The organism is Streptomyces sp. NPDC087263 (assembly GCF_044744645.1).
In the GTDB taxonomy this organism is placed as follows: domain Bacteria; phylum Actinomycetota; class Actinomycetes; order Streptomycetales; family Streptomycetaceae; genus Streptomyces.
Genome location: NZ_JBIUYT010000010.1, coordinates 308,586 through 327,945 on the forward strand (window position 1 = coordinate 308,586; position 19,360 = coordinate 327,945).

The window sequence follows — 19,360 nt, forward strand, 5'->3', positions numbered from 1 at the left end:
GCGGGCGCAGTTGGCGTGAGACGGGCCCGGTTGGAGGCGGCGCGGTCGCCTCCGTGGCGCAGGCGGCAGGGCGGGACGACCGAGGTTCCTTGAGCGGCGCTACGAGGCTCGTGGCGCCGCCGTGCGTATGCGGAACTCGGGCCAGGGGGCCATGTCCATGTCGTCGTTGGACTCCTCGTACCAACCGGCTCCGTCGAGCCAGGTGTGCAGCCAGGTCGCCAGGTCGGGCGCATCCACGTACCAGGCGTGGTCGGCCTCGTCCGCGTTCGGCTCGAAGAAGAGGACCGTGCCGTCCGGGTTCTGACAGTCCACGCACGCGTACATTCCGCAGCCCCAGTGGGATATCGGCAGGACGCCCTCGGGCCAGGGCCACTCCGGGTCCTTGCGGCCGCTTTTTCTGTTGGCGAGGTACTGCGGGACGGCGGCAGGTTCGCCGGAGGCAGAGCCGTCGAGCAAGGGCAGCAGGCCGTACTCCGGGCCGAATCCGCCGTCCCCTATACGCAAGTAGAGCGCGGCGAGCAGCGCGGGTAGCGGGAAGCCAAGGGTGGCTTCGGCGCGGGCGACCGCGGTCGTGTCCACGGGCTCCGGGAGTGAAGGCCAGCCCCACGGGCGGGTGTTGCGGGCCCCTTCCGCCACCCTCTGCAGCAACTGCTCGATTTCGGTCATGGGTTCATGATGCCGCGCGCCACTGACAATCGGGCAGCCTGTGGATAACCCTCGGGCGCCGTCAGGCATGATCCGGCGCCGTCAGGCGAGACGGACGTCGATGTGTTTTTCGGCGAAGAAGACGAGCAGTTCTTCGAAGGTCACCGGGCGGCTGCCGGTGTGCGGGGTGACGCCGAGGCAGCTGCGGGCGATGTGCGCGCCGTGCCAGACGAGAGTGAAGGGTGCGTCGGCGCCCCAGCGTCCCCGAAGGCAGTCGTTGAGGGCGTCGAGGCCCCAGCCGAAGTATCCGCCGGGCCCGTTCACGGCTTCGCCGATCGCGCAGAAGAATCCGCGGGCGTCCGTGATGTGCCGGCCGTCGAGGTGATAGGTGGTGCCGGGCGGTCTGTCGGGCTCGCCGTAAGTGTGGTTCGTCAGGGCCGTACGGAGCCAGAACTCGCGGCCTTCTGCAGTGCATTGCGCCCACACGTTGGGCTCGGACGGGCGTCCGGCCCACCACAGGTCCCAGACCTCGGAGGCCGCGGTCGGTGGACGCTCCGACCAGGGTTCGAGGGTGAGGTCGACCAGGCCTCGGCCGCGCGCCGACGGGATCCACGCGGTGAGTTCGCCCTCGACGGCCGACTGCACGGTGCGGCCGTGCGCGTCGAGTCGCAGCACCTTGGCATGCCCCAGGTCCTCCTCGCCGGCGTCCAGTGCTGCGCGCAGCGCCCCGCTCGGGGAGCAGCCGAGCAGTCGCAGTGACGGCTCCAGCGGTCCGGGCGGTCCGGGCGGTCCGGTGCAGACGTGCGCCAGGTCCTTGCAGGTGCCCCAGGGGAGGTTCTCCGCGCCGGACAACCGGTAGCCCGGGGAGAGCGGCGGGCATTGGGGATAGTCGGACGCGTTGTCGACGGACTCCGACGCCTCCACGGTGATGTCGCGGAGCGCCAGGTCACGCGCGCACGGGCGGTCGTCGATGACACGCGCGTCGTCCAGCTCCCACTCGACGAGGCACTCGCCTTTCTTGTCCAGGACTTCCAGGACCAGAAGGCCGAGCGGCGCCGAACCATCGGCACGCGCGCGTGTGAAGGCGGTCCGCAACTCGCCTTCGAGGGCGCATCCGAGCAGTTCGTACGTCCCTCGCTCGGGGCGGGGCGGATCGCTGAAGAGTCCCTCGGCCTCCGCGCACGACGACCACGCCTCCGCATACCCGTCATCGCCGTTGAAGTCGGCTTCGGTGTCGTAGGAGACCAGTAGGTACTTCGGCGACTCCACCCCCGGGCCCGCCCGCTAGCGCGTCGCGAACGGCTGGTCTGTGCGCACGATTTCGCGTCCCAGAGGGAGCAGCGATACGGGGATGAGCTTGAAGTTGGCGATGCCGAACGGGATGCCGATGATCGTGAGGCACAGGGCGACGCCGGTGACGATGTGGGCGAGGGCGAGCCACCAGCCGGCGAGCACCAGCCACAGGACGTTGCCGATGCAGGACGGCGCGCCCGCGTCGGCGCGCTCCACCGTCGTATAGCCGAAGGGCCACAGGGCGTAGACGCCGATGCGGAACGCGGCGATGCCGAACGGAATGCCGATGATGGTGACGCACAGCAGCGCGCCCGCGAACACATACCCGAGGAACAGCCAGAAGCCGCTCAGGACGAGCCAGATGACGTTCAGGATTGTCTTCACTGGTGGTGACCTGCCATCTTCTCGAGCCGGGCGATGCGCTCCGCCATGGGCGGGTGGGTGGAGAACATCTTCGACATTCCCTGTCCGGGGCGGAAGGGGTTGGCGATCATCATGTGGCTTGCCGTCTCGATACGCGGCTCGGGGGGCAGCGGCAGTTGCTTGGTGCCCGCGTCGAGCTTGCGCAGGGCGCTGGCGAGGGCGAGGGGGTCGCCGGTGAGCTGGGCGCCGGACGCGTCCGCCTCGTACTCCCTGGAGCGGCTGATGGCGAGCTGGATGAGGGACGCGGCGAGCGGGCCCAGGATCATCACCATCAGCATGCCCAGGATGCCGGGTCCGTCATCGTCGTTCGAGCGGCCGATCGGGATCAGCCAGGCGAAGTTGACCAGGAACATGATCACGGAGGCGAGGGCGCCGGCGACCGACGAGATCAGGATGTCGCGGTTGTAGACGTGGCTGAGTTCGTGGCCGATGACGCCGCGCAGTTCCCGCTCGTCGAGGATGCGCAGGATGCCTTCGGTGCAGCACACGGCCGCGTTGCGCGGGTTGCGGCCCGTGGCGAACGCGTTCGGTGCCTCTGTCGGTGAGATGTACAGGCTCGGCATGGGCTGGCGGGCCTGCGTGGAGAGGTCGCGGACTATGCGGTACAGCACCGGGGCCTCGAATTCGCTCACCGGGCGCGCGCGCATCGCGCGTAGAGCCAGTTTGTCGCTGTTCCAGTACGCGTAGGCGTTCGTGCCGATCGCGATGACCAGTGCGATGACGAGGCCGGTGCGCCCGAAGAAGCTGCCGATGACGATGATGAGTGCGGACAGTCCCCCGAGGAGAACAGCGGTCCTGAGCCCGTTGTGCCGGCGGTGCACGGTACGCCCTCCAAATGGTGCCGCAGGGGAACCCTCTACTGATGCTCTGCTTCCACTCTTCAGTGGACCCTCCCGTACTGGTCAACGCCAGACGAGGAGCACTAGTTCCCTTGTGCGCGCACCTGCGGGCGTGGTCCGTCCGGGTGACGGTCCACGCGCGCGCGTGCCCGGTGGACGTCAGAAAAGGGCGGTTGCCGAGAAGCGCAGGGCCAGCTGTGGTGCTCCGGAGAGGGCGATGCCGAGGACGGCGGTCAGGGCGATCGCCGCCGTGAGCGGGGCCGGGACGGGATGTTTGGCGGGTTCGCCCTCGGGGGCGCGGAACAACAGCGTCGTCCATTGCAGGTAGTAGAAGAGCGCGATCACCACGTTGACGGCCATGACCACGGCCAGCCAGCCGAGGCCGGCGTCGACGGCCGCCGAGAAGACGGTGACCTTGGCGAAGAGGCCGATGATGCCCGGGGGCAGGCCGGCCAGGCAGAGCAGGAAGAAGCCGAGGAGGAGCGCCGACAGGGGGCTCGCCGCGTACAGGCCCCGGTAGTCGCTGACGCGATTGAGGGGGCTTGTACGGGCGACCAGGGCGGCCACGGCGAAGGCGCCGAGGTTCACGGCGGCGTACATCAGGGCGTACGCGACGGTGGAGCCGATGGCCTTCTCCGCGTCCTTGGAGTACGCGGCGGACGCGATCGGCACCAGGAGGTAGCCGGCCTGGCCGACGGAGGACCAGGCGAGCAGCCGTACCGCGCTGTACGCGCGCGTGGCCTGTTGCCGTAGGGCGCCGACGTTGCCGACCGTCATGGTGAGGGCCGCCAGGGCGGCTAGCGCCGGACCCCAGACGTCGGCGTACGACGGGAAGGCGACGACGGTGACGAGGATCAGCCCGGAGAAGCCGACCGCCTTGCCGACGACCGACAAGTAGGCGGCGATCGGCAAAGGCGCCCCTACGTAGGTGTCGGGCACCCAGAAGTGGAAGGGCACGGCGGCCGTCTTGAAGGCGAAGCCGACGAGGGTGAGGGCGACGCCCGCCTGGGCGAGCGTGTGGAACTGGCTGTCGACCTGCTGGATCCTGTCCGCGATCTCGGTGAGGTAGAGGGTGCCGGTCGTGGCGTAGACGAAGCTGACGCCCAGCAGGCTCACGGCGGTCGCGGTGACGGAGGACAGGAAGAACTTCAGGGCTGCTTCGGAGGACTTCCTGTCGCCGCGCTTGATGCCGACGAGGGCGAAGGCGGGCAGAGAGGCGACTTCCAGGGCGACGATGAGGGTTGCGAGGTCGCGCGAGGCGGGGAGCAGGGCGGCGCCCGCGGCGGAGGAGAGCAACAGGAACCAGTACTCCCCTTCGGGGAGTTCCCTGTTGGCGTCCTTCAGGGCCGTGACCGAGAGCAGTGCCGTCAGGAGTGCGCCGCCGAGGACCAGGAGCTGGATGACGAGCGTGAAGCGGTCCGCCGTGTAGCTGCACACGTCGCTGTTGCCGGTCACGCAGAAGGTGGCGCGGTCGCCGTCCAGGAGGGGCAGCAGCATGAGCGTGGCGGCGCCGAGTCCCGCGACCGACACCCAGCCGAGCATCGGCTTCTTTGCGTCGCCGAGGAAGAGGTCGGCCACGAGTACGACGAGTCCGACGACCGCGGCGATGGTGGGGGGCGCGATCGCGAGCCAGTCGACGGACTGGACGAGGGACTGAGCCGCGGGCTGGGCCAGGGAGCTCATCGGGTACCTCCTGCGAAGAGCTGCTGTACGGCCGGGTCGGTCAGGCCGAGGAGGGCCTTGGGCCAGAGTCCGGCGACGACCGTGAGGGCGACGAGCGGGGCCCAGGCGGCGAATTCGTAGCCCTTGATGTCGGCGAGCTTCGGGCTCTCCGGCTGTGGGGTGGCGCCCATGCAGACGCGGCGTACGACGAGGAGCATGTAGGCGGCGGTGAGCAGTGTGCCGAAGGCGGCGATCGCCATGAACGTCACAAACGTGGGGCGGCTGAGGTCGTCGGCGGGGTTGAAGGCGCCGAACAGTGCCAGCATCTCTCCCCAGAATCCGGCGAGGCCCGGCAGTCCGAGCGAGGCGACCGCGGCGAAGGCGAGGAGGCCGCCGAAGCGGGGGGCCTTGCCGTACAGGGCGGCGCCGGTCTCCTCGGCGAGGGCATCGAGGTCGGTGGTGCCCGTGCGGTCCTTGAGCGCGCCGACCAGGAAGAAGAGAAGGCCGGTGATGAGGCCGTGGGCGACGTTGGCGAACAGCGCGCCGTTCACTCCGGTCGGGGTCATCGTGGCGATGCCGAGCAGCACGAAGCCCATGTGTCCGACGGACGAGTACGCGATGAGCCGCTTGAGGTCGCCCTTCGCGCCCTGTTTGGCGAGGGCGAGGCAGGCCAGGGATCCGTAGATGATCCCGACGACGGCGAAGGCGGCGAGGTACGGGGCGAAGGTGTGCATGCCTTCGGGTGCGATCGGCAGCAGAATGCGGACGAATCCGTACGTGCCCATCTTCAGCATGACGCCGGCCAGCAGGACCGAGCCGACGGTGGGCGCGGCGGTGTGGGCGTCGGGCAGCCAGCTGTGCAGCGGCCACATCGGCGTCTTGACCGCGAGCCCGATTCCGATCGCCAAAACGGCGATGACCTGCACGGATGTGGTCAGCGACCGGCCGTTGTCAGTGGCGAGTGCCACCATGTCGAATGTGCCGGACTTGATTCCGATCAGGAGCAGGCCCAGCAGCATGACGACGGAGCCGAGCAGTGTGTAGAGGATGAACTTCCAAGCGGCCTGGGTCCGTTGCTCACCGCCCCAGCGGGCGATGAGGAAGTACATCGGGATGAGCACCATCTCGAACGCGAGGAAGAACAGCAGCAGATCGAGGACGGCGAAGGTGGCGAGGGTGCCGGACTCGAGGACGAGGACGAGTGCGACGAAGGCCTTCGGGGTCGGGCCCGCGGGCATCTTGAAGTAGCTGTACAGCGCGCAGAGGAAGGTCAGCAGCGCGGTAAGGACGAGAAGGGGGAGGGAAATGCCGTCGATGCCGAGGTGGATCCGCACGTCGAGTGCGGGGATCCAGCTGATGTCCGTCGTGGCCTGCATCCTTGACGGGTGGTCGTGGTCGAACCCGAGCGTAAGGACGATCGCGGCGATGAGCACCGCGCCGGTGACGGTCACACCGTGCCGCAGCACGGCCTGCTCGGGCGACTTTCCCTTCAGTCCGGGCGGAGCCGGCAGAAGAGCCGCGGCGGCGCCGATGAGCGGGCCGACGACGATGAATGCCAGAAGGATCTGCATCACGGATTCACTGATATCGATCACGCCTGCTCACGCTCCCGTGGCGACTAGGAGGGCGGCGACCACCAGGACGACGGTGCCGGCGAGCAGCGCGCTCACATAGGTCTGCACATTGCCGGTCTGGGCGCGCCGTACGGCCTCGCCGAGCCAGCGGGGCAGGGCGGCCGCGCCACGTACGTAGGTGTCGACGACCTCACGGTCGAGGAACTGGACGAGGGCGGCCGCGGCTTGGACCGGGCGGACGAACAGTGCCGTGTACACGGCGTCGAGGTGGAAGCCGACGGCGGCGTGGCGGTGCAGTGGGCCGAGGAGCAATCGGCCCGGGTCCGCCGGGTCGGGGGTGTAGGCCACGTCTCCGTAGGCGGGCGCGTGGCTTGCGATCGCCTCGGCTTCGACCAGGCCGGCATCGGCGTCGGGGTGGGCCGCGACCGCGCCCAGGGGGACTTGGGCGGCCAGCGTGCTGGTGTGCTGCCAGGCGCCGTAGGTGACGATCACGCCGACCAGCGCGAGCCCCGTGCCGAGGACGGAGGTGGTGAGCACCGGCGTCAGATCGCGGCCGTCGAACCAGTCCGGCAGCGGACCGTACGCCAGACCGAGGGCGAGCGACGGGACGGCGAGCACCCACAGCACGGCGGTCATGGTGAACGGCTGCCTGCCGTGGTCGGGGGCCTCGATGCCCCGGCCGCGGAAGGCGAGCAGCCATAGCCGGGTGGCGTATGCGGCTGTGAGTACGGCGCTGACCAGACCGGCGACGAGGACGATCCAGCCCGCGATGCCGGGGGCGTGTTCGGTGTGGCCGGTGGCGACGTGCTCGGCGGCGCCGAGGACGGCTTCCTTGGAGAAGAAGCCGCTGAACGGCGGGATCGCGATGAGTGCGAGCAACGCCACGGTCATCGTCCAGTAGGCGTCGGGGACGCGGGCACGCAGGTCCTTCATACGGGACATGGCGGCGAGCGAGTTGGTGCCGGAGGCGTGGATGACCACGCCTGCGGCGAGGAACAGCAGCGCCTTGAAGGCGCCGTGGGACAGGAGGTGGAAGACGGCGGCACCGCGGTCGCCGACGGCGAGCGCGCCGGTCATGTAGCCGAGTTGGCCGATCGTCGAGTAGGCGAGGACGCGCTTGATGTCGTCCTGGGCGAGCGCGGCGAGCCCCGAACCGGCCATCGTGACGGCGGCCATGACGGCGAGGACGACCATCGCGGCCGAGGAGGCCTGGAAGACGGGAAGGAGCCGGGCGATGAAGTAGACACCGGCGGTGACCATCGTCGCGGCGTGGATCAGCGCGGAGACGGGAGTTGGGCCCGCCATCGCGTCGGGCAGCCAGGTGTGCAGCGGGAACTGCGCCGACTTGCCCGCCACACCGGCGAGGAGGAGCAGTGCGATCAGCGTCGGGTGGTCCAGGCTGCCGCTCGCGACGGCGCCGAGGACCTTGGTGATGCGGAAGGACCCGGCGTCGGTGGCGAGGGCGAACAGGCCGATCAGGAAGGGGACATCGCCGAGCTTGGTGACCAGGAAGGCCTTGATCGAGGCGGCGCGTGCCTCGGGGGTCTCCCAGTAGTGGCCGACCAGGAAGTACGAGCAGATGCCCATGATCTCCCAGCCGACCAGGAGCACGATCAGGTCGCCGGAGTAGACAACGAGCAGCATCGCGGAGGTGAAGAGGGAGACGAGAGCGGCGTACGAGGGGTAGCGCGGGTCGTCGCGCAGGTAGCCCGTCGAGTAGATCTGCACGCAGGAGGCGACCAGGCCGACCAGCACGGCGACGAGGGCGGCGAAGCCGTCGATGTGCAGGGCGAGTTCGATGGGGACGGACCCGGTGGGCGTCAGTTCGGTGGCGGCGTCGACGGCCTGGTCGCCGCCCTGGCGTACCGCAACCACTACGGCGAGGGCGAACGCCGCGAGAGTAGGGAGTACGGCGAGGGGGCGTACGAAACCGGGGGCCGTGCGGCCGAGGAGGAGGCCGGCCACGGCGCCCAGGAACGGAAGGAGGGGGACGAGGACGGCGAGGGTGGTCGTGGTCACGCGGTGGCCTCAGCCTTCTCGACCGGCCGGGCGGCGGCTGCTTCGGGGCCACCGCTGCCGGGTCCGTCGCTGTCGGAGCCGTCGTCGTCAGGGCCGTCGTCGGGGCCGTCTGTGTCCGGGCCCTCGGCTGTGTCGCGGAGCTTGTCGATGTCCGCGGTGCCTCGGTTGCGGTGGACGGCGAGGACGATCGCCAGGCCGATGCCGATCTCGGCGGCGGCGATGGCGATGGTGAACAGGGTCAGGGCCTGGCCGGAGTGCAGGGTGTCCTGGGCGGTCTTGCTCAGCCAGACGTCGAAGGCGACGAGGTTGAGGTTGACGGCGTTGAGCATCAGCTCGACGGACATCAGGACCAGGATCGCGTTGCGGCGCGCGAGGACTCCGTACAGGCCGGTGCAGAAGAGGAGGGCGGAGAGCACGGCGGGGTAGGCGAGGTGCATCAGCGGGTGCCTTCCTTCTCGCTCCGGGGGGTCGGAGGCGTCTCGCTCCGGGCCGGCGGGGCGGTGGGGGCGGTCCCGGTGGTCGAGGCGGTGGGGGCGGTCCCGGTGGTCGGGATGCTCCTGGGGCGCGGGGCGCCGGTTGTGGTCGCCGCGTCCTCCTTCGACTTGCGGGAGAGGACGATCGCGCCGACCAGAGCGGCGAGGAGGAGGACGGAGAGGGCCTCGAAGGGGAGGACCCAGTTCTGGAAGAGGGCCTTGCCGGTCACCTCGGTGGAGCCGGCGGCTGCGCCTTCCAGGTCCATCCAGGTCGTGCGGAAGGCGTCGACGACGACCCAGACCAGGGCGGCCGCGGAGGCGACGGCCACGGTCAGGGCGGCCCAGCGGTTGCCGGAGTCGGCGTCCGGGGAGCGGCCGATGGGGGCCTTGGTGAGCATCAGACCGAACAGGAGGAGGACGACGACGGAACCGACGTAGATGAGGACCTGCACCCAGGCGATGAACTCCGCGGTGAGCAGGAGGTATTCGACGGCGAGGCCGCCGAGCGCCACCACCAGCCACAGGGCGGCGTGCACGAGATGTTTGGTGGTGACGCTGGCGATCGCGGCGCCGAGGGTGACCAGGCCGACGAGGAGGAAGGCGATCTCCACGCCGGTCGGGGAGAGGAAGCCGTGGCTTTCGGCGGCAGCCGTGGTGGCGGCAGTCGCGGTGGTGGCAGTCGCGGTTGCGGTGGTGGCGATTGCGGATGCGGTGGTGGTCACGGCGTGCGCCGCGGTGACCGTGGCTGCTGCGACGCTCACGACTCGCCCTCCTGCGGATTGGCGGAGTCGGGCTGGGAGGAGGGCTCGGGCCGGGTGGGCGGTTCAGGCCGGGGGGAGGACTCGGGCTTGGCAGACGATTCGGGGCGCCCGGAAGACTCGGGCTTGGCAGACGGTTCAGGCCGCGCGGAAGACACGGGCTTGGCAGACGATTCGGGGTGCCCGGAAGACACGGGCTTGGCAGGCGGTTCAGGCCGGGGGGAGGACTCGGGCTTGGCTGGGGGCTCGGGGCGGGTGGGCGGTTCAGCCGAGGCCGGGGGCCGGGGGGCGGTTTGGGCTGCCGTGAGCTTCTCGGCTGCTTTGCGGGCGGCGGCGAGTTCCTTCGGTTCCTCGGCGGCGGGGTCCAGAGCGGGCGGAGCGGGAACCGTCCACATCCACTCGCGGAGCTTGTCGCGTTCGTGGGTGAGTTCGTGGATGTCGGTCTCGGCGTACTCGAACTCCGGGGACCAGAACAGCGCGTCGAAAGGGCAGACCTCGATGCAGATACCGCAGTACATGCACAGGGCGAAGTCGATGGCGAAGCGGTCGAGGACGTTGCGGCTGCGCTCGCGGCCACCGGGGGCGGCGGCCGGCACCGTCTCCTTGTGGGAGTCGATGTAGATGCACCAGTCCGGGCACTCGCGGGCGCAGAGCATGCAGACCGTGCAGTTCTCCTCGAAGAGGCCGATGACACCGCGGGTGCGGGGCGGGAGTTCGGGCTGGGCGTCCGGATACTGCGCGGTGACGGTCTTCTTCGTCATCGTGCGGAGGGTGACGGCCAGGCCCTTGGCGAGGCCGGAGCCGGGGATGGGGGCCATGGTTAGGAGATCACCACCTTGACGATGCCGGTGAGGGCGATCTGGGCGAGGGCGAGGGGGACGAGGAGGGTCCAGGCGAGTTTCTGGAGCTGGTCCTCGCGGAGGCGGGGGTAGGTGACGCGCAGCCAGATGACGACGAAGGCCAGCACGGCTGCCTTGAGGAGGGTCCAGACCCAGCCGAGGCCGTCGGCGCCCCAGGGGCCGTGCCAACCGCCCAGGAAGAGGACGGTGGTCAGACCGCACAGGACGACGATTCCGGCGTACTCGGCGAGGAGGAACAGGGCGAAGCGGAGACCGGTGTACTCGGTGTACGCGCCGAAGATGATCTCCGAGTCGGCGACGGGCATGTCGAAGGGGGGCCGTTGCAGCTCCGCGAGTCCGGCCACGAAGAAGACGATCCCGCCGACGATCTGCCAGGGCAGCCACCACCACTCGAAGGCGTTCACGATGCCGGGGAGGGAGACGGTGCCGGCCGCCATCGCGACGGAGGCGGCGGTGAGGAGCATCGGGAGTTCGTACGCGAGGAGTTGGGCGGCGGTGCGGAGGCCGCCGAGGAGGGAGAACTTGTTGGCCGAGGCCCAGCCCGCCATGAGTGAGCCGAGGACGCCCACGCCCATGACGGCGAGTACGAAGAAGATGCCAGCGTCGACGACCTCGCCGACGGCGCCCTCGCCCGGGCCGATGGGGATCGCGAGGAGGACCAGGAGGTACGGGAGGAGGGCCACGGCGGGGGCCAGTTGGAAGATACGACGGTCCGCCCCTGCCGGGACGATGTCTTCCTTCTGCGCGAATTTGACTCCGTCCGCGACGAGTTGGGCCCAGCCGTGGAACCCGCCCGCGTACATCGGGCCCAGGCGGCCCTGCATGTGGGCCATCACCTTGTGCTCGGCCTGACCGACGATCAGAGGAAACGTCAGGAACACGACGAAGACGACGAGGAGTCGCAGGGCGACGTCGAGAGCGTCGTTCACTGCGTGCCTCCGGAGGGGTCGTCGGGGTCTGCGGTTGGGGTGGAGGTGTCGGGGGCGGGGTCGGCGTCGGGGGGTGCGGGCGGCTGTTTGGGGGTGGCTTCGGGTTCTGGGGAGGAGGCGGGCTTCGGGGTCCTGGGGGTCCTCGGGGTCCTCGGGGCGTGGGCCTCGCGATCCCGGGCAGCTGATGGCTCCGGAGGCGTTTCCGGCTCCCGCTCCCCCTCCTGCTCCCGCTCCTGCCCCTGCTCCTGCTCGTCGAAAGCAGGGCGCGCCTGGTGCCAAGGGGCGTCCGAGCTGCGCGGCGCGGCGGGGCTTGGAGGCGCCGTGGGGGCCGTCGGTTCGTTGGCCTTCGCCCGTTGGGTCGCCGAACCCTGGCTCGCGCTGCGTGCGCGGCGTGGACCGGCCGGAGCCGTCGGCTCAGGGGCGGCCGGTTCAGGGGCGGCCGGTTCAGCGGCCGCCAGTGCGTCCGGAGTTGCCCCAGCCCCCGGGACAGGTGTCGCCCCCTGCTGGCTGGCCGACCCCTGACTCGCGCTCCGAGCCCGACGCGGCGCCCCCGGATCTCCGGCCCCAGCACCAGCAGAGCCCATGTCCGCAGAGCCCGCGCCCGCGCCCGCGCCCACCGACCCCGTATCCGCAGATCCCGTATCCGCAGGACCCGCACCCGTCCCCTGGCTGGCCGAGCCCTCCCCCGCCGTACGCGCCCGGCGTACCGGGCGGTCGCCGGGCGGGCGGGCGGTGCCGCGGGCGGGGCGGGCCGGGGCAGGCGGGAGTTGGCCCTTGAGGGGGCCCCACTCGTTGGGGTCGGGGACGCCGGGCGGGAGCATCTGGCGGCGCTTGGGGCCGCCGTGTTCGGATTCGCCGGGCTCCTTGGCCCCGGGCCAGGCCTTGGCGACGCGTGCGGCGAGGACGAAGTCCTTGCGAAGGGGGTGGCCTTCGAAGCTCTCCGGCAGGAGCAGGTGGTCCAGGCCCGGGTGGCCTTCGAAGGTGACGCCGAACATCTCGTGGGTCTCGCGCTCGTGCCAGCCGGCGCCGGCGTACACGGATACGGCCGACGGGAGGACGGGCGCGGAGTGCGGGACCGTCGTACGCACGAGGAGGCGCCGTAGCGGGCCCAGGGCCGCCACGTGCGCCATGACGCGGAAGCCCGTGGCCGGTTCGTCGACGGCGCTGAGCCAGTCGAAGTACGTACAGCCCAGGACCTCGCGCGAGGTCTCCAGGGCCGCGGTCCAGGAGGCCGGCGGGACGTCGACCGTCAGGACCTCGTACGACTCCTCGGCCGTGGCCTCGGGGCCGAACAGTTCCTCGACAGGAGCGGGGAGCCAGCCGGTCATCGGGCGTCTCCCAAGTCCGGAGCCGGAGCCGGGGCCGGGGCCGGCGGCTGGACCAGACCGCTCTGGAGTGCGGCCGGCGACGGCCGCGACGCCGACCCGTACCGCTCGCCCAGCGACTCGCGCGCGATCTTCTCCTGGAGTTTCAGGATGCCCTGGAGGAGGGCCTCCGGGCGGGGCGGGCAGCCCGGCACGTAGACGTCCACCGGGATGATCTGGTCGACGCCCTTGGTGACGGAGTACGAATCCCAGTACGGGCCACCGCAGTTGGAGCAGGCGCCGAAGGAGATGACGTACTTCGGCTCCGGCATCTGCTCGTAGAGGCGCTTCACCGCCGGCGCCATCTTGTCCGTGACCGTGCCCGACACGACCATCAGGTCGGCCTGGCGCGGGCCGGGCGCGAAGGGGATCACGCCGAGCCGGATGAAGTCGTGCCGGGCCATGGACGCGGCGATGAACTCGATGGCGCAGCAGGCGAGGCCGAAGTTGAAGACCCAGAGCGAGTAGCGGCGGCCCCAGTTGAGGACCACCTTCATCGGTTCGGGGGCCAGGCGGGAGAGCGCGCCGAGGCGCTGGGGCTCCGGCACGAAAACCGGCTGAGCAGAAGTCACCGGTTGCCCGGAGATCACTGGTTGCCCGGAGGTCTCGGGGGTCACGTCCATTCCAGGACGCCCTTCTTGTAGGCGTACAGCAGGCCCACGGCCAGGAAGCCGAGGAAGATGAACATCTCCACGAGCGTGGCCGCGCCGTAGCCGGGTGCGGCGAAGACGGTCGCCCAGGGGAAGAGGAAGATCGAGTCGACGGCGAAGATCACGTAGAGGAAGGCATAGACGTAGTAGCGGACCTGGGTGTGGGCCCAGCCCTCACCGACGGGGTCGACGCCACACTCGTACGTCAGGAGTTTCTCGGGGGTGGGGACGATCGGCCGCAGCAGACGTCCCGCCCCGAAGGCGACGGCGACGAACAACACGCCGACGACGGCGAGCAGTCCGACGACCGAGTACGACTGGAAGTAGTCCGCCGCGACAGCGGTCCTGTGGAACGAGTCCGCGGCAACAGCGGTCCCGTGGAACGAGTCCGCCGCGACAGCGGTCCCCGTTGCCGTGCCAACGGTCGGTTCCGGCACGTCAGCCCCACACTCCTTGGCCTCGTTGGCGTCGCGCACTCTGTCTGCGCTTCGTTCGACGATCTGTACGGACGGGAGTCTAGGGCCTGCTAAAGGAACGGTAAGCAGCCCGTCACGCCCGGGCATGGGCGGAGTCGTTGTCCGGGTCCGCTCCGGGGGTGGGGTTTTCCCCAGTGGATCCCGGCGGTCCACCTCATGGCGCCGCGGCTCGCCGCCGGGCACGCTAGCGGATATGACCGAACGCATCCCGCTCCCCGGACCGCCGGACAGAACGTCCGACGTTGACCGGCTCCCTCCCGCACGCTTCGCCCTCGACCGGCAGACGTGGAAGGAGATCGCACATCTGCTGGCCAATCTGCCGATGGCAGTGCTCGGATTCACCTATGTGGTGACGGTGCTGTCCACGGGCGTCGGCCTGACCGTGACCGTGATCGGACTTCCGTTGCTCGCGGCCGGACTGATGGGTGCGCGCCTGCTGGGCAGGATGGAACGGGCCCGGGCCCGGGCGCTGCTCGGGCTGCGGATCGACGAGCCGAGCCCGCTGCCGTTGCGCGGCCGGGGCGGGTTCTTCGCCCAGTTGTGGCTGGCGCTGAAGGATCCGGTGGGCTGGCGAACGGTCCTGTACGACTTCATACGGCTGCCCTGGGGCATCCTCACCTTCACGATCACGCTCGTGTCGCTGTTTGTGCTGTGGCCGGTGCTGCCGTTCCTCGCGCGGGGGCTGACGAACGTGGACCGGGCCATGGTGCGCGGACTGCTGTCGCCCTCCGAGGACCTGGAGCGGCGTATCGCCGAACTGGAGTCGGACCGGGGGGTCGTGGTGGACACGGCCGCCGCCGACCTGCGGCGTATCGAGCGCGATCTGCACGACGGGGCGCAGGCCCGGCTGGTCAACCTGGCGATGGGGCTCGGGCTCGCCAAGGAGAAGCTCCTGGAGGGCCAGGCCGACGACACCGTCGCGGCCATGGTCGACGAGGCACACGGCGAGGTGAAGCTCGCGTTGCAGGAACTGCGCGACCTGGCCCGCGGCATCCACCCGGCCGTCCTCACCGACCGCGGACTCGACGCCGCGCTGTCCGCGGTCGCCTCGCGCTGCACTGTGCCGGTGAAGGTGACGGCAGACCTGGAGTCGCGACCCGCCGCGGCGATCGAGGGCATCGCATATTTCACCGTCTCCGAGCTCCTGCAGAACGTGAGCAAACACAGCGGTGCGCGGTCCGCGTCCGTCGACGTGTGGCGGACGGACGAGCGGCTGCTCATCCAGGTGCGGGACGACGGGAGCGGCGGGGCCGGCATCGGCGGCGGTACGGGGATGGCGGGGCTCGCCGACCGGCTCGGCGCCGTGGACGGCCTCTTCGTCATCGATTCGCCGCCCGGCGGTCCGACGCTCATCACGGCGGAGCTGCCCTGGCGGGACCGGGACCAGGGTCAGGGACAGCAGGCTCAGGGTCAGCAGGCTCAGGACCGGCGGGACGAGCCCGCGCGGTAACAGTTGCGGGTGGCGGTCACTCCGTCCGTCCTGCCGCCCGAGGCCCACCGCGGGTGCGTGCGGCGGCGGCCTCGAACGTACGGCCGAATGCGGCGCGTGCACGCGTACGGCCGCCGCCCCACCCGCCGAGGTAGGGAAAACCCCCGCTCCAGGACGCCGACCCGCTCCATGGTCGGTGGGCGCCCTGGACAGCAGGGTTGAGGTACGAGCCGACGAGCAGGACGAGACGAGTAGAACGGACGGACCGATGGCCACGGATTACGGACAGGGGTACGGGCAGCACGGTGGACCCGGATCCCACGGGGCGGGTGCCGGGGAACGGCGGCTGCGTCTTCCGGCGCCGCTGCGGGCGCCGATCGAGGCCCGCAGCTGGCGTGAGTTCGGCTACGTGATGCTGAGCCTGCCGCTCGGCATCCTCATGTTCACGTACGCCGTCACGATGTTCTCGCTCGGCGCGGGCCTGCTGATCACCTTCCTCGGAGTCCCGGTGCTCGCCGGCGCCCTGGCCGGCTGCCGGGGGTTCGGCTCGCTGGAGCGGGCCCGGGCGCGTCGGCTGCTCGGGGTCGAGGTGGCCGCGCCCGAGCCGCTGCGGATGCGGAAGCGCGGGGCGATGGCGTGGATGGGTGCCGTGCTCAGGAGCGGTGCGTCCTGGCGGCATCTGCTGTACACGGTGGTGCAGTTCCCGTGGTCGGTGTTCTCGTTCGTGGTGGCCCTGAACTTCTGGGCGTACGGGTGGGCGCTGCTGACGTATCCGCTGTGGTTCTGGGTCTTCCCGATGTACGGGGGGCAGGACGGGCTCCAGCTCTACGGCGACGACACGCACAGCGTCTATCTGAACAACCCCTTCGAGATCACCGTGACCGCGCTGGTGGGGCTGTTGTTCACCATGGCCACGCCGTGGATCGTGCGCGGACTGACCACGGTGGACGGGGTGATGGTGCGCGGGCTGCTCGGCCCGTCGCGGCTGGCGACGCGGGTGGTCGAGCTGGAGTCGGACCGGGGGGTCGTGGTCGACACCGCCGCCGCCGACCTGCGGCGCATCGAGCGCGATCTGCACGACGGGGCGCAGGCCCGGCTGGTCGCCCTGGCGATGGATCTGGGGCTGGCCAAGGAGAAGCTGACGGAGGACCCGGAGGCGGCCGCGCGGATGGTGGGTGAGGCGCACGGTGAGGTGAAGACGGCGTTGCAGGAGCTGCGGGATCTGGCCCGCGGCATCCACCCGGCGGTCCTCACCGACCGCGGCCTCGACGCCGCGCTGTCCGCGGTGTCCTCGCGGTGCACCGTGCCGGTGCAGGTCGATGTGGATCTGCCGGCCCGGCCCGCGCCCGCGATCGAGGGAATCGCGTACTTCACGGTCTCGGAGCTGCTTCAGAACATCAGCAAGCACTCCCGGGCCACCCGCGCGACGGTCGATGTCTGGCGCGTCGAGAACCGGCTGATGCTTCAGGTCGTGGACAACGGGGTGGGCGGCGCCGATGGCTCCGCCGGATCGGGGCTGGCGGGGCTCGCGGAGCGGCTCGGGGCGGTGGACGGGATTCTGGTGGTGGATTCACCGGTGGGCGGACCCACGCGGATCACCGCGGAGCTGCCCTGGCGGGGGTGACCGGTCCGGGGGCGAGCGGTCCGGGGGGCGGGGGGAGCGGTCCGGGGAGAGCCTGGGGCGGCGTGGGGTGTTTTTCGCCCCCGCCGCCCCTACCCATTCCCGCACCTGGGGGGCTCCGCCCCCAGACCCCCCGTATCGCGCTGAACGCGCTCGTCCTCGAACGCCGTACGGGCTGAATCCTCGCTGCCCCGGCCCAAGTCGGTCCCAATGCTGGAATGCTGGGGGGCTGTCGCACAAATGGGGGGCCGAAAATCGTGGAGGACAGGGTGCGAGTCGTCATCGCCGAGGATTCAGTGCTGCTCAGGGAGGGCCTGACCCGGTTGTTGACCGATCGCGGACATGACGTCGTGGCGGGGGTCGGGGACGGCGAAGCGCTGATCAAGACGATCACCGAGTTCGCGGAGCGGGGTGAGTTGCCGGACGTCGTCGTCGCCGACGTCCGGATGCCGCCGACGCACACCGACGAGGGGGTCAGGGCCGCCGTACAGCTGCGCAAGGCGTATCCCGAACTGGGTGTGCTCGTGCTGTCGCAGTACGTGGAGGAGCAGTACGCCACCGAACTGCTGGCCGGTTCGAGCCGTGGCGTCGGCTATCTGCTCAAGGACCGGGTGGCCGAGGTGCGGGAGTTCGTGGACGCGGTGGTACGGGTGGCCAAGGGGGGTACCGCGCTGGACCCGGAGGTGGTCGCGCAGCTGCTCGGGCGCAGCCGCAAGCAGGACGTGCTCGCGGGGCTCACCCCGAGGGAAAGGGAGGTCCTGGGGTTGATGGCCGAGGGCCGGACCAATTCCGCCGTCGCACGGCAGCTCGTCGTGAGCGACGGCGCCGTCGAGAAGCACGTCAGCAACATTTTCCTGAAGCTGGGGCTCTCCCCGAGCGACGGGGACCACCGACGTGTTCTGGCGGTCCTCACCTACCTGAAGTCCTGACCATCTGACACTGTGTCAGATGACTGTGGGAGTACCGGCGGAACGAGAGCCGGCCGAGCGGCACGAGAACCGAAGGATGAGCGGGAGCGTCTTCAAGGGAAGCGTCGGGGGGCGGGCAAGTCATGACAAGTCATGCTGTCAAGCAGTCTCAAAATGGTGTCCACTGTGCGAATGACCCCGGGAAGGCGACCCTTACAGACGTAGGGTTGATCCTGGGATGGCCTGCGGGAAGGCCGCTCCCAGACAGCCGCCTCGAGGGAGGTCCAGTTCAGTGACCAGCCAGGTCAGTAGCGCAGCGGAACAGGCCGACGGAGCCGTCGTAGGAGAACAGCGCAAACCGGCAGGGGCGAAAGAGCTCCGCCGGCTGGATCGGGTGATTATCCGGTTCGCGGGTGACTCGGGTGACGGTATGCAGCTCACCGGTGACCGCTTCACCTCCGAGACGGCGTCCTTCGGCAACGACCTCTCGACCCTTCCGAACTTCCCCGCCGAGATCCGAGCGCCCGCAGGCACCCTGCCGGGCGTTTCGTCTTTCCAGCTGCACTTCGCCGACCACGACATCCTCACGCCGGGCGACGCGCCCAACGTGCTGGTCGCCATGAACCCGGCGGCGTTGAAGGCGAACATCGCCGATGTGCCGCGTGGCGCGGAGATCATTGTGAACACGGATGAGTTCACGAAGCGGGCGATGTCGAAGGTCGGCTATGCCACGAATCCGCTGGAGGACGGCTCGCTGGACGGTTTCAGTGTCCACCGCGTCCCTCTCACCACCATGACCGTCGAGGCGCTCAAGGAGTTCGACCTTTCCCGCAAGGAGGCGGAGCGCAGCAAGAACATGTTCGCGCTGGGTCTGCTGTCGTGGATGTATCACCGGCCCACCGAGGGAACCGAAAGGTTTCTGAAGGCCAAGTTCGCGAAGAAGCCGGAGATTGCGGCTGCCAATATTGCGGCGTTCCGGGCGGGCTGGAATTTTGGTGAGACGACGGAGGATTTCGCGGTCTCCTACGAGGTCGCCCCGGCCTCCTCCGCCTTCCCGACCGGTACCTACCGCAATATCTCGGGGAATCTGGCCCTGTCGTACGGGCTGATCGCGGCCTCGAAGCAGGCGGATCTGCCGCTGTATCTGGGCTCGTATCCGATTACGCCGGCCTCGGACATCCTGCACGAGCTCAGCAGGCACAAGAACTTCGGTGTACGGACCTTCCAGGCGGAGGACGAGATCGCCGGCATCGGGGCGGCGCTGGGCGCGGCCTTCGGCGGCTCGCTGGCGGTGACGACGACGTCGGGGCCGGGTGTGGCGCTGAAGTCGGAGACCATCGGCCTCGCGGTGTCGCTGGAGTTGCCGTTGCTGGTGATCGATATCCAGCGGGGCGGGCCTTCGACGGGTCTGCCGACGAAGACGGAGCAGGCGGATCT

18 protein-coding genes are annotated in these 19,360 nt (G+C 70.0%); 4 read left to right on the plus strand and 14 right to left on the minus strand.

Annotated features, from left to right (window positions below):
* Nucleotides 1–99: 99 nt before the first annotated feature.
* The 14 genes from ACIPC1_RS31115 to ACIPC1_RS31180 all read right to left on the minus strand — a co-directional run bounded on the left by ACIPC1_RS31115 (nt 100) and on the right by ACIPC1_RS31180 (nt 13,926).
* Nucleotides 100–666, minus strand: coding sequence for an SMI1/KNR4 family protein (locus ACIPC1_RS31115; RefSeq protein WP_402522910.1), 567 nt, complete (start codon nt 664–666; stop codon nt 100–102).
* A gap of 81 nt (nt 667–747) precedes the next feature.
* A complete protein-coding gene (locus ACIPC1_RS31120; RefSeq protein ID WP_402522912.1) occupies nt 748–1,914 on the minus strand; it encodes a barstar family protein in 1,167 nt (388 codons plus the stop codon).
* Between the two features lie 15 nt (nt 1,915–1,929).
* Nucleotides 1,930–2,322, minus strand: a complete 393-nt coding sequence (locus ACIPC1_RS31125; protein ID WP_402522915.1) for a YccF domain-containing protein — start codon at nt 2,320–2,322, stop codon at nt 1,930–1,932.
* Complete coding sequence (gene htpX, locus ACIPC1_RS31130; protein ID WP_402522917.1) at nt 2,319–3,182, minus strand: zinc metalloprotease HtpX; 864 nt, start codon at nt 3,180–3,182, stop codon at nt 2,319–2,321. The genes ACIPC1_RS31125 and htpX overlap by 4 nt, the downstream gene beginning before the upstream one ends.
* Before the next feature lie 177 nt (nt 3,183–3,359).
* On the minus strand, nt 3,360–4,883 hold the full coding sequence (locus tag ACIPC1_RS31135) for an NADH-quinone oxidoreductase subunit N (protein ID WP_402522919.1): 1,524 nt from the start codon (nt 4,881–4,883) through the stop codon (nt 3,360–3,362).
* Nucleotides 4,880–6,457, minus strand: a complete 1,578-nt coding sequence (locus ACIPC1_RS31140; RefSeq protein WP_402522922.1) for an NADH-quinone oxidoreductase subunit M — start codon at nt 6,455–6,457, stop codon at nt 4,880–4,882. Before ACIPC1_RS31140 ends, ACIPC1_RS31135 begins: the two co-directional genes overlap by 4 nt.
* 6 nt (nt 6,458–6,463) lie before the next feature.
* Nucleotides 6,464–8,455: an NADH-quinone oxidoreductase subunit L gene (locus ACIPC1_RS31145; protein WP_402522924.1), complete on the minus strand. Its 1,992-nt coding sequence runs from the start codon at nt 8,453–8,455 to the stop codon at nt 6,464–6,466.
* On the minus strand, nt 8,452–8,892 hold the full coding sequence (gene nuoK, locus ACIPC1_RS31150; RefSeq protein ID WP_402522926.1) for an NADH-quinone oxidoreductase subunit NuoK: 441 nt from the start codon (nt 8,890–8,892) through the stop codon (nt 8,452–8,454). The genes ACIPC1_RS31145 and nuoK overlap by 4 nt, the downstream gene beginning before the upstream one ends.
* The gene (locus tag ACIPC1_RS31155; protein ID WP_402522990.1) at nt 8,892–9,629 is read right to left on the minus strand and encodes an NADH-quinone oxidoreductase subunit J; all 738 of its coding nucleotides are present in this window, start codon (nt 9,627–9,629) and stop codon (nt 8,892–8,894) included. Before ACIPC1_RS31155 ends, nuoK begins: the two co-directional genes overlap by 1 nt.
* A 56-nt stretch (nt 9,630–9,685) precedes the next feature.
* Nucleotides 9,686–10,504, minus strand: coding sequence for a 4Fe-4S binding protein (locus ACIPC1_RS31160; protein WP_402522929.1), 819 nt, complete (start codon nt 10,502–10,504; stop codon nt 9,686–9,688).
* 2 nt (nt 10,505–10,506) lie between these two features.
* Nucleotides 10,507–11,475, minus strand: a complete 969-nt coding sequence (locus tag ACIPC1_RS31165; RefSeq protein ID WP_402522931.1) for an NADH-quinone oxidoreductase subunit H — start codon at nt 11,473–11,475, stop codon at nt 10,507–10,509.
* On the minus strand, nt 11,472–12,803 hold the full coding sequence (locus tag ACIPC1_RS31170; protein ID WP_402522933.1) for an NADH-quinone oxidoreductase subunit C: 1,332 nt from the start codon (nt 12,801–12,803) through the stop codon (nt 11,472–11,474). The genes ACIPC1_RS31165 and ACIPC1_RS31170 overlap by 4 nt, the downstream gene beginning before the upstream one ends.
* A complete protein-coding gene (locus ACIPC1_RS31175; protein WP_402522935.1) occupies nt 12,800–13,462 on the minus strand; it encodes an NADH-quinone oxidoreductase subunit B in 663 nt (220 codons plus the stop codon). The genes ACIPC1_RS31170 and ACIPC1_RS31175 overlap by 4 nt, the downstream gene beginning before the upstream one ends.
* The gene (locus ACIPC1_RS31180) at nt 13,453–13,926 is read right to left on the minus strand and encodes an NADH-quinone oxidoreductase subunit A (RefSeq protein ID WP_402522939.1); all 474 of its coding nucleotides are present in this window, start codon (nt 13,924–13,926) and stop codon (nt 13,453–13,455) included. The genes ACIPC1_RS31175 and ACIPC1_RS31180 overlap by 10 nt, the downstream gene beginning before the upstream one ends.
* Nucleotides 13,927–14,158: 232 nt before the next feature.
* Here ACIPC1_RS31180 and ACIPC1_RS31185 point away from each other — a divergent pair, with 232 nt between their 5' ends.
* The 4 genes from ACIPC1_RS31185 to ACIPC1_RS31200 form a co-directional block, all read left to right on the plus strand.
* Nucleotides 14,159–15,415, plus strand: coding sequence for a sensor histidine kinase (locus ACIPC1_RS31185; protein WP_402522942.1), 1,257 nt, complete (start codon nt 14,159–14,161; stop codon nt 15,413–15,415).
* Between the two features lie 247 nt (nt 15,416–15,662).
* Nucleotides 15,663–17,018 carry a sensor histidine kinase gene (locus ACIPC1_RS31190; RefSeq protein WP_402522944.1) on the plus strand — a complete coding sequence of 452 codons (1,356 nt, stop codon included), beginning with the start codon at nt 15,663–15,665 and terminating at the stop codon, nt 17,016–17,018.
* A gap of 266 nt (nt 17,019–17,284) precedes the next feature.
* Nucleotides 17,285–17,944: a response regulator gene (locus ACIPC1_RS31195; protein ID WP_384394017.1), complete on the plus strand. Its 660-nt coding sequence runs from the start codon at nt 17,285–17,287 to the stop codon at nt 17,942–17,944.
* A 271-nt stretch (nt 17,945–18,215) separates the two neighbouring features.
* Nucleotides 18,216–19,360, plus strand: a 1,145-nt coding sequence (locus tag ACIPC1_RS31200; RefSeq protein WP_402522948.1) for a 2-oxoacid:acceptor oxidoreductase family protein, incomplete at its 3' end; no start/stop codon positions are given.